Genomic DNA, 10,226 nt, shown 5'->3' on the forward strand with positions numbered 1-10,226 from the left:
CCTTGGGCTAAAGGCCAACAGCCTTTAGCCGACAGACCACTGGTGCCGAAAGGCACTGGGAAGGTGCGGCAAGTAGGTTGATCCGGAAGCCGGAAGACCGCCTCAACCCTAAAAAAAACCCGAGGGGGTGAAGTCATGGAGAAAAAGTTTCTTTGTAACCTTAGCTTGTCTTTAATCTTAGGACTTGCAGCCTCTACTGGTTTTTGTGCAGAAAACAGTCAAGCAGTCCCAGAGGTAGTGGTATCAGCAGACAGGATCGAGGAGCCACTAAAAGAAACTACAGCCAAAGTGACGGTTATCACTAAAGAAGAATTAGAAAAGAAAAACTTTATGTTTGTTGGTGATGTCTTACGAAGTCTTCCTCAAATATACCTAACAGCATACGGAGGACCTGGACAGACAGCAGGGGCTCTTCTTTCAAGAGGAACAAAATCAGCCCATACCTTAGTTTTGATAGATGGCTTTAAGGTAAACGACCCATCTTCAGGGATGTTTGATTTTGGTAGTTTATCTGTTGATGACATAGAAAGGATCGAAATCATAGAAGGCCCTCAAAGCACTCTTTATGGGTCTGAAGCTGTAGGTGGGGTGATAAACATCATAACCAAGAAGGGAAAGGGAAAACCTAAGGCAGGACTCTTAGTTGCAGGAGGGTCTTATGGAACCTCTAAAACCTCTTTTGAACTCTCAGGAGAAGCTAAAATTATCGATTTCAGAATAAATGCCTTACATTATTATACCGAAGGTTTTTCTGCTAAGAATGAAAAAGAAAATGAAAAGGACAGCTTTAAGAACACTTCCTTTTCTTCTAAAATAGGATTTAATCTTCATCCCAAAGTAAGACTTGAATTTTTAGGAAGTTATAACTACGGAAGAGTGGAATACGATGATTATAATGATAAAGAAGCTGTTAAAAAATCTCACAGCTATTTGGTAGGAGCAAAGCTTGATCTGTCTTTCTTGGATAACTATAAGCAAACCTTTTCGTTTTATAAAAATAACTATCAGAGAAAAGACTATACACCTAAGGGCTGGTTTACTTATACTCGGTATAATCCTTCTACAGAGGGTTTTTCCTGGGAAAATCTTTTGAACTTAAACAAAGCTTATTCTATTGTCTTTGGTTTAGACTTTAAGAGAGAAAAAGTAGAAATGTATTCGGAGGGTAGTTTTTCTAATGATTTTTACGATAAAAAAAGAGAACATTTAGGGGTATTTTTAAATAACAAAGTTTCTCTCTTAAATGATACGCTGATTTTAAACGCAGGATTAAGGCATGATGATTACAAAAACTTTGGTGAGAAAACTACCTACAGGATAGGTTTTAGGTACTTAATCCCAAAGGTAAACTTGGTTTTAAAGGGAAATTACGGTACTGCCTTTAGAGTGCCAACTTTTGATGATCTTTTTTATCCTGGTTATAATAATCCTAATCTTAAACCAGAAGAGTCTAAGGGATGGGACCTTTACCTGGAAAAAGATCTTTTACAAGAAAGGTTGGTTTTGGGAGCAGGTATGTTTTATCAAAAGTATAAAGACCTAATACAGTTTAATTTTAACACTTGGAAACCCCAAAATGTTGGTAAGGCTGTGATTAAAGGGGCTGAGGCTAATCTGAGTTTTAAACTTACTCAAAACCTGAGGTTAAAGGCTAATTATACTTACTTAGACCCAGAAGATAGAGACAAAGATAAGTATCTTATTTATAGACCTTTCCACAAGGTAGGAGCTACCTTAGAATATTCCCTGAAAAAACTTGCTTTTTTAGCTGACTACACATATACAGGCCAGAGATTTGCTAACGTTGATAACTCCCAAAGGCTAAAACCCTACTCTTTGGTAAACCTTTCTGCCAACTACTATGTATCCTCAAATTTAAAAGTTTATCTTAAAATAGATAACCTGTTAAACGCTAACTACGAAGAGACAAAAGGTTATAACACCCCTGACAGGTCTTTTTATGCAGGAATAAGTTTTAGCTATTAAGTTATAAGTTTTAAGGGCAACCAACTGGTTGGTTGCCCTTTCTGTGGTTTGTGATAAAAATTAAAATTAATTGGCTTTTAAAACAAGTTTTAAAAAACTTGGATAAATGATGGAAAAACCTAAGGGAATACTTTATGTAGTTGGAGTGCCGATAGGGAACCTTGGAGACATTACCCTTAGGGCTTTAGAGGTATTAAAAAATACAGAAATCATCGTTTCTGAAGATACAAGGTCTATAAGAAAACTTCTTACCCATTATGGATGTGGACCTAAAAAACTCATAAGTCTTTATAAGGACGTAGAGGTTGAAAGAACCCATAAGGTGTTAAAGCTTTTAGAAGAAGGGAAAGAAGTTGTCCTTACCAGTGAAGCAGGTTGTCCTTTGATTTCAGACCCAGGGGCTTATTTGGTTAGAGAAGCCCATAGAAGGGGGATTAAGATAGTTCCTGTGCCTGGTGTTTCTGCCCTTACCTGTGCCCTTAGTGCCTCAGGGGTTGACCTGAGTTCTGGTTTCATCTTTTTAGGATTTTTACCCAGAAAAAAGACAGAGCAAAAAAAAGTTTTGGAAAACTTGCCAGAAAATTTTCCTCTCATCATCTTTGAAAGCCCGCACAGGATGGAGAAAACCGCTAAAAATCTACTTGAAATCCTTGGAAATCGTGAATGTTTTTTAGCAAGAGAACTAACCAAATTTCATGAAGAGCTTACCTGGACAGATCTGCAAACCTTAGCTAACAGAGAGAAGTTTTTAGGTGAAATCACCCTTATAATTCTACCTCAACCTAAAACAGAAGAAAAACCGTTAGTTAAGAAAAAGCTTGCTGGTATAAAAAAAAGGATAAAGGAACTTAAAAAAGAAGGGCTAAAACCTAAGGAAATGGCTAAAATAATCGCTGAAGAATATAACATACCTGTAAAAGAGGTTTATCAGCTTATTGCCGAGGGTTGATTACCCTTTCAGGATGGGCTTGTAAAAAGGCTTCCACCTCTTTAAAAAACTCATCAAGTAAGGTTTTTTCAGGCACTTTTTTAACGATTTTACCTTCTCTAAAAATCACCCCTACCCCTTTACCTCCGGCAATACCTACATCAGCCATCTTAGCCTCACCTGGACCGTTAACCACACAACCCATCACAGCAAGCTTTATATCTGCCTTAACCTTTTTAGCCCAAGTTTCTACCTTTTGGTAAAGCGAAGAGAGGTCTATCTCACACCTTCCACAGGTAGGACAGGCGATTATTTCAGGATGAAGGGCCCTAAGCCCTAAGTTTCTAAGTATTTCGTAAGCCACGTAAACCTCTTCCGTAGGGTCGCCTGTTAAGGAAACCCTCAAGGTATCTCCGATACCTCTTAGCAAAAGGTAAGAGATGGCCATCGTGTTTTTTATGGTCCCTGGAATAAGGCCCCCTGCCTCTGTAACCCCTACATGCAAAGGAAAATCAGATTTTTTTGAAAAAGCAAGGTAAGCTTTGACTGTTTCCCACCAGTTAGAGGACTTAAGCGACACCTTAAGGTTGTAATAGTCTATTTTTTCTACCACGTATTCTACCCATCTTAAGGCACTTTCTACCATCGCACGATAAGAAGGTGTTTTGTATTTTTTTAAAATCTCTGGCTCAAGAGAACCGGCGTTGATCCCTATCCTTACACAACAGTTATAATCTTTACAAACCTTAAGTAACCTTTCTAAGTTAGCCTTGTTTTTAAAAGTCCCTGGGTTTATCCTTATACCTGCACATCCTGCCTTGACAGCCTTTTCCCCTAAAGAGGTAGCAAAATGAAGGTCAGCGATCACAGGAATAGGACTTTCTTTCACCACATCTTTTAAGGCATTAACGGCTTTTTCATCAGGGATAGCTACCCTTACGATTTCGCAACCTGCTTCAACGAGTTTCTGGATTTGAGAAAGTGTGGCAGAAAGGTCTGTGGTAGAGGTATTGGTCATACTTTGAACCCTTATAGGGCTATCTCCACCTACAGAAACGTTCCCTACCCAGACTTTACGTGTGGGTCTTCTTTTGATCTTGGGATACATGTTAAAAGGGTTTGACCTTTTTAACTGCTGGGCTTTCCTTCCTTCTTTTTATCAGGTTTTCTCCAAAAAGAACTGTCTTAAGCCACTTAAACCCAAATTGAAGGAGTTTTAGGTCATCTTCCTTGATTTCTTCTAAGGTTTTCTCATCCACCTCAAACATATCTAAAAACTTACTTTCAAAAACAAAACTTCTAAACCGCTCTGGGTTGGTGCTTACCATAAAAAATAACTGAATACTTTTTTCTGGGACAGAAATAGGCCCAAGAGATTCTTTTTTCATGATGATTTCTGCCCATTCTACGATAGGTTTTTCAAGCTCAGGAATGCCCTGAGATTCTCTGTATTCATCCACAGTCATCTCTTCCCCAGAGTCAAGGCCTTGACAAAAACCTTCTTTCACCAGGTAATAGATTTCTTCGTTTCTTCTTTCGTCTTTGTTGCGGAAAAGCCCAAAACCTAAGGGATAATAGCGACAAGCAAGAGGCCTTACCTCATAGATGTTGCATCCCCCGTCTCCTAAAAAAGGACAGGTTTTTTCTTCGTTTTCACTCATCTTTAGCCTTGCGATAGGAAGCCCAGATTTAGGAAGGATAAAGGGCTCTGTATATTGAAGTAAAAATTCATCTGTGGTAAGCCCAAGTTTATCTCTAATCCTTATAATATCATAGGGGGTAAGTGGTAAAAAAAGGTCAGAACAACAGAGTTTAAAACAAGGAACTCCAGGGTTACATTGAAAGACGAATTTGGATTTCCCTGTAAGTCTAACAGGAACAAGGATTTTATCTAACCCTCTTAAGTTTTGTAAGGCCTCCATCGGTAAACTCCTCTCTATTGAAATTTGTTAGACACCTAAGGTAATTTTAAAAAAAGAGCCGGCGGAGGGTTTCGAACCCTCGACCTGTGGATTACGAATCCACTGCTCTACCGCTGAGCTACGCCGGCATTTTAAAAATTAGGGTTAAGTATAATTCTACTACCTTTTTATATTTTTCAAAGATTTTTTAGTTTGAGTTTAGTTGATTTTCTTAGTAAACAATTTATATTTAAAAAGTCGAAGCAACATGAAAATTCTAGGAGGGTAGGGATGAAGCTTACACGAAGACAGTTTTTTGAATTAGGAGGTTGTTTACTTGGGGCAGCAATCATACCTCGTGAGTCCTATGCTAACGCAAAAAAATATGCCACCCTTATCGACATAACCAGATGTGATGGCTGCCAGGGAGAAGAAATCCCTCTTTGTGTCAAAGCCTGTAGAGAAGAAAATAAACAAAGGTTTCCTAATCCCAAAAAACCAATTTTACCTTACTGGCCTCGTAAAAATTACGAAGACTGGTCGGATAAAAAAGAGCTAATAACCACCCTTACCCCTTACAACTGGATTTTTGTACAAAAAGTAGAGGTAGAAGGCAAAACTCTTTACCTTCCAAGACGATGTATGCACTGCGATTCTCCTCCATGTGTAAAAGGATGCCCTTTTGGAGCATTAACCAGACAGCCTGAAGGTAACAGCGTAATCGACCACAACCTTTGTTTTGGGGGTGCAAAATGCAGAGACGTATGCCCTTGGCATATCCCTCAACGTCAGGCAGGGGTTGGGCTTTATCTTAAACTTCTTCCCAAGTATGCTGGGGGAGGTGTGATGTATAAATGTGATCTTTGTGATAGCAGGATTAAAAAAGGGGAAATCCCAGCTTGTGTCATAGCCTGTAAAAATCAGGTCTTTTATTTTGGAGAAAGAAAAGAAGTATATCAGATGGCCTACGAAAGAGCTAAAAAAGAAGGGTTATATATCTATGGTGATAAACAAAACGGAGGCACTTCAACGTTATATCTTTCTCCTGTCCCTTTTGAAAGGATAGACCAATATCTTGTTCAAACCAAAGCAAGGTTCCGGATGCCTGTAAACATACCTAACAGATATCATCAAGAAATTAATCCTATAGGCAAAGGGATGGTAGCTACTGCCGTGCTTTCCTCTTTAGCTGGCATAGCTGGGGCTTTGATAAATAGATCACAGGATGATTCTAAGCAAAAGGAGGTAGATAGAGATGAAGAATAGAATCCAAAGATATGGTATTTTGGTTAGGCTTGAACACTGGACAGTGGCTTTATCAGGCATAGCTCTTATCTTTACAGGCCTTGGGTGTCTTCCCCTTTTTAAGCGGTATTATATCACGGAACTACCAGGATTTGGCTGGACGGCTGATTTTTATACGGTAACTAAGATCCATTATATAGCTGCCATCTTTTTTGTGATGGGAGTCCTTTTTCATCTCTTTTATCATGGCTTGAGAAAAGACTTTGGCCTTATTCCGAGACCAAGGGATTTTATAGATTCCTTTAAGGTAATACTTGCTTCTTTTGGTATAGGTAAGGAGCCTCCTTGTGATAAATGGCTTCCAGAACAAAGGGTAGCTTATTTGTTTATTGGGTTAAACATCTTGGTGGTAGGAGGAACAGGCTTTTTAAAGGTACTTAAAAATTTAGAATGGGTGATCTTTTCCCCGAAAACAGAAACTCTTCTTAACCTTACTCATACCATAAGTGGGGGGATTTTTATCCTGATGTTTATAATTCATGTATTTTTTGTTTTAGCGGTAAAATCTAACTGGCCTTTACTTAAAGCCATGATCACCGGATATGTGGACGAAGAATATGTAAAAAAGAGACATCATCTTTGGTATGAAAAGATAAAGGGAGAGGTTAATCTGGAAGAATAGCGTCTACGAAACTCTCTTTGTTAAAGGGGACGAGGTCTTCGGCCTTCTCCCCTAATCCTATAAATCTAATAGGTAGGTTAAATTGATAAGAAAGGGCTATGGCAATACCTCCTTTAGCGGTTCCATCCATCTTAGTAATGATTACGCTGTGTACTGGCACAGCCTCAGTAAAATGTTTGGCCTGACTTAGGGCATTCTGCCCTGTGGTTGCGTCAAGCACCAAAATGTTCTCACAGGCCTCAGGTGGGACTAATTTGTGCATCACCCTTACCATTTTCTTAAGCTCTTCTATAAGGTTGTATTTAGTATGAAGCCTTCCAGCCGTATCCACTAAAACTACGTCGATATTGTTTTTTTTAGCATACTCTATACCTTGATAGATTACAGCTGCCGGGTCAGAGCCTTCTTGAAGGGCTATAACAGGTGCACTTATCCGTTCCCCCCAGGTTTTTAACTGGTCTATGGCTGCAGCTCTAAAGGTGTCAGCAGCAACCAGCACCACAGAAAATCCATTTTCTTTGAGTTTTTTACCTATTTTGGCGATGGTAGTGGTTTTACCTACCCCGTTAACCCCAAGAAAAAAAAGCACAGAGGGATGTCCTTGAGGAGGAAAAGGGGTTTCTGCTTCTTTTAAAAAAGACAACATTTGAGATTTAAGAAACTTTTTAAGCTCTTTGGTAGTTAGGGTTTCTCCGTTTATTACTCGATCTTTAAAAGGTTCGATAAGAGCCAAAGTAGTCTCGACTCCGAGGTCTGAAAGGATAAGGTTTTCTTCGATTTCTTCTAAGGTTTTAAGGTCTACTACCCTTTCAACCTCAAAAAGATCCGAGAGAGCCTCAGAAAGCTTTTCTTTAGTTTTAGAAAGACCTTTTTTGAATTTTTCTATCAGGTTTTCCTTTTTAAAAAAACCTAAAAACCCAGATTTTTCTTCTTCAGGTTCTGGTTGGGGAGCTTCTTGAGAAGAGGTAATAAGATTTTGAGTTTGTTCTTGGGCTTCTCTTTTTTCTTCTTTTTTCCTTTTGAAGAAATTAAACATTAGGCAAGGTTTAAAAGGATTTTATAAGCGGAGGAGGAGGGATTCGAACCCCCGGAGGGAGGTGAACTCCCTCAACGGCTTTCAAGGCCGCCCCCTTCGTCCACTCGGGCACTCCTCCAATCACTAAATATAATACAAAACCCAAATAAGTAAAGCTATAGATGAGGTCTGATTTTAGTTTAAAAGGTCTTTTAAGGTGAATTTTGAGGTTTGGTCCATCATGAAGGAGAGTTTTTTGATAAAATCTTCAGGAAAAACCTTGCTTAGGTCTTTTAAATCAGGTCTATTTTCTAAGGTTAGAATTTCTAAAAGGCTTATTTTTTCAGGGGCTTTAGCTAAGTAAATTTTACCCTCTTTTAATACCACCAGGCCCTGGTTTTCAAGCTGTTGTAAAAGGGTCTCAAATTCAATGGGACAAATTTTTAATCTTTGACAAAGAGTATAAACTTCTATAGGACCTTCAGAATAGAATTTTTCCCCTAAAAGATACATCACAAAAAGTGCAAAAAGGTTTCTGGGAATGTTTGGGGTTTCTGACTCCCAGGCCCTTTTTTCTAAAAAAACGATAAGTTCTGCCCCTATCAAAAACACCACCCAGTTTAAAAAGATCCAAAGTAAAAAAAGCGGAAAAGCCGCTAATGAACCATATATTTTAGAGTAACTTACGGCATATTTTACATAAAATGAATATAGATAAGAGCTTGTGAACCAAAGACAGGTAGAAAAAACCGCACCAACCAGAGCCTCTTTCTTAGGGACGTCTTTAGCAGGAAAAAAAAGATAGATCAACAAAAAGAAAAATACCATAAACAAAAAATTTAAAAAAATCAGAAATTTTCCTACGTAGGAAGAAAAAATAAAGGGTACAAGAAAGATAAAAGGGGTAAGGGTGATACAAAGCCAGAAGAAAAGCAACCTTTGATAGAAACTTCTTCTTTTGGTACTTTCAAATATTTTGTTTAAAACATCTTCTATTTGAAACAAAAGTCCCACACTCATTATGAAATAAAACAAAACGCTAAACTTCCCCAAGGGAAAGGTCTCAAGCTTTTTGATAAGTTTGATCAGCACCTGAGTGACCTTTTGGGTGGCTTCAGGGGTAAGATATTGGGTAACCTGTAGGAGAAATTCGTCTATTATCTTTTCCTGAGGAATAAAAACTTTAGCTATAGATAAAATTAGCCCCAAAAGGGGAATGAGGGTAAGTATGGTGTTAAAAGAAAGTCCTTGGGCATATACTAAAATCTCGTCTTTTAATATTTTTTGCAAAAATGTTTTAAAGAAAAACAGAGGTCTTTTAGGCATGCTTTCTATTATAAACCTTTTTATAGAAAACCACAAAGACCTTAGTTCTTGCATGTTATTTTCAGACTTTTTGATTCATCCATCAACCGTTAAACACTTTTTAGAAGTCTAAAAAACTAAACTTTTTTAAAGGTTTAGCTATGATGCTTTTTGTTATCAATTTTAAAAAAGTGTAAAAAAATAAAAAATTTTTTAAAAACATGAGAAAAATTAAAAATTTTTGGGAAAAACTTTGAATAAAAATATTTGACTTTTAAAATTTAATGACATAATTTTAAAATTAGTATTACTAAAACAGTAAAACATAAATGCCTGGTTAAGGAGGAGGAAATGTGTCAAGGTTTTGAACCCAAGATAATTGTTTTTGCTTGTAATTGGTGTACTTATGCTGGAGCTGATTTGGCTGGGTCTTTAAGGTATGCTTATCCGTCTAACGTTTATCTTATCAGGGTTCCTTGTAGCGGAAGAGTAGAGCCAGAATTTATTTTTCACGCTTTTTTTAGTGGGGCAGACGGAGTGCTTATAGGGGGATGTCATCCTGGAGATTGTCACTATCGCTATGGTAATTATTATGCCCATCGCAGGTATAACCTTTTGCAGAGGTTTTTAGAGGTTATAGGGATCGAAAAAGATAGGCTTAGGCTTGAATGGATCTCTGGGGCAGAGGGATTAAAGTTTGCTCAGGTAGCTACGGAATTTACCGAAAAAATTAAGTCCTTAGGTCCTGTCAAGATAGAGCTTAAGGATAAGCTGGATTGGAAGGAACTTAGTAGGGTGGTTGCTGGGGTTGGTTCTGCAGGCAAGGTCTTCTGGGATGAATCAAAATGTATGACCGATGTCATTTTTTCTTTTCTTGATTTCGTTCAGAAAATTTCTTGTGCCCAATGTATTCCTTGCAGGATAGGGACTAAAAGAATGCAAGAGGTTTTATCAGAGATTTTAGCAGGTAGTATCGATGAAGATGGCGAAAGATTGTTAAGACTTTTGGCAGAAGACATAGGATATTCAAGCAAATGTGACCTTGGGAGGCTTGCTGGCAAATCGGTTGACACTTGTCAAGAGAATTGTGTCTCCTTATAAAATCTCTTTACAAACATTTGCCTCAATTCGTATAAAGCAGACTTAATTAAAGGAAGTGGTTTT

At 38.0% G+C, this 10,226-nt stretch carries 9 protein-coding genes, 2 tRNA genes and 1 pseudogene; 6 read left to right on the plus strand and 6 right to left on the minus strand.

Features of this window, described 5'->3' with window-relative positions:
• Positions 1-135: 135 nt before the first annotated feature.
• Both PWP26_RS07950 and rsmI read left to right on the plus strand, forming a co-directional pair.
• Positions 136-1,986 (plus strand): TonB-dependent siderophore receptor, encoded by a 1,851-nt coding sequence (locus tag PWP26_RS07950; protein WP_301399365.1) that lies wholly within the window; start codon positions 136-138, stop codon positions 1,984-1,986.
• A gap of 109 nt (positions 1,987-2,095) precedes the next feature.
• Positions 2,096-2,935, plus strand: a complete 840-nt coding sequence (gene rsmI, locus PWP26_RS07955; RefSeq protein WP_038062358.1) for a 16S rRNA (cytidine(1402)-2'-O)-methyltransferase — start codon at positions 2,096-2,098, stop codon at positions 2,933-2,935.
• On the opposite strand, the gene ispG is transcribed toward rsmI, so the two are convergent.
• The 3 genes from ispG to PWP26_RS07970 form a co-directional block, all read right to left on the minus strand.
• Positions 2,919-4,022: a flavodoxin-dependent (E)-4-hydroxy-3-methylbut-2-enyl-diphosphate synthase gene (ispG, locus tag PWP26_RS07960; protein ID WP_038062354.1), complete on the minus strand. Its 1,104-nt coding sequence runs from the start codon at positions 4,020-4,022 to the stop codon at positions 2,919-2,921. The genes rsmI and ispG overlap by 17 nt on opposite strands.
• A 1-nt stretch (position 4,023) precedes the next feature.
• Positions 4,024-4,836, minus strand: a complete 813-nt coding sequence (locus tag PWP26_RS07965; protein ID WP_038062351.1) for a YkgJ family cysteine cluster protein — start codon at positions 4,834-4,836, stop codon at positions 4,024-4,026.
• 56 nt (positions 4,837-4,892) lie between these two features.
• Positions 4,893-4,964 (minus strand) — tRNA-Thr (locus PWP26_RS07970).
• A 142-nt stretch (positions 4,965-5,106) separates the two neighbouring features.
• Between PWP26_RS07970 and PWP26_RS07975 the strand changes: the two genes are divergently transcribed.
• A complete protein-coding gene (locus PWP26_RS07975) occupies positions 5,107-6,081 on the plus strand; it encodes a 4Fe-4S dicluster domain-containing protein (RefSeq protein WP_301399366.1) in 975 nt (324 codons plus the stop codon).
• Positions 6,071-6,742 carry a formate dehydrogenase subunit gamma gene (locus tag PWP26_RS07980; RefSeq protein WP_038062345.1) on the plus strand — a complete coding sequence of 224 codons (672 nt, stop codon included), beginning with the start codon at positions 6,071-6,073 and terminating at the stop codon, positions 6,740-6,742. Before PWP26_RS07975 ends, PWP26_RS07980 begins: the two co-directional genes overlap by 11 nt.
• On the opposite strand, the gene ftsY is transcribed toward PWP26_RS07980, so the two are convergent.
• The 3 genes from ftsY to PWP26_RS07995 form a co-directional block, all read right to left on the minus strand.
• Positions 6,726-7,778 (minus strand): signal recognition particle-docking protein FtsY, encoded by a 1,053-nt coding sequence (ftsY, locus tag PWP26_RS07985; RefSeq protein ID WP_081856511.1) that lies wholly within the window; start codon positions 7,776-7,778, stop codon positions 6,726-6,728. The genes PWP26_RS07980 and ftsY overlap by 17 nt on opposite strands.
• Before the next feature lie 28 nt (positions 7,779-7,806).
• A tRNA-Ser gene (locus PWP26_RS07990) sits at positions 7,807-7,896 on the minus strand.
• Positions 7,897-7,952: 56 nt separating this feature from the next.
• A complete protein-coding gene (locus PWP26_RS07995) occupies positions 7,953-9,137 on the minus strand; it encodes a YhjD/YihY/BrkB family envelope integrity protein (protein WP_287567820.1) in 1,185 nt (394 codons plus the stop codon).
• 276 nt (positions 9,138-9,413) lie between these two features.
• Between PWP26_RS07995 and PWP26_RS08000 the strand changes: the two are divergent.
• Together PWP26_RS08000 and PWP26_RS08005 are read left to right on the plus strand one after the other, a co-directional pair.
• Positions 9,414-9,809 (plus strand): annotated as a pseudogene (locus PWP26_RS08000) (hydrogenase iron-sulfur subunit); the annotation flags it as partial.
• Positions 9,810-9,911: 102 nt separating this feature from the next.
• Positions 9,912-10,163, plus strand: a complete 252-nt coding sequence (locus PWP26_RS08005; protein WP_301399367.1) for an NADH-ubiquinone oxidoreductase-F iron-sulfur binding region domain-containing protein — start codon at positions 9,912-9,914, stop codon at positions 10,161-10,163.
• The last annotated feature ends 63 nt before the right edge of the window (positions 10,164-10,226 follow it).

The organism is Thermodesulfobacterium sp., assembly GCF_030445475.1.
In the GTDB taxonomy this organism is placed as follows: domain Bacteria; phylum Desulfobacterota; class Thermodesulfobacteria; order Thermodesulfobacteriales; family Thermodesulfobacteriaceae; genus Thermodesulfobacterium; species Thermodesulfobacterium commune.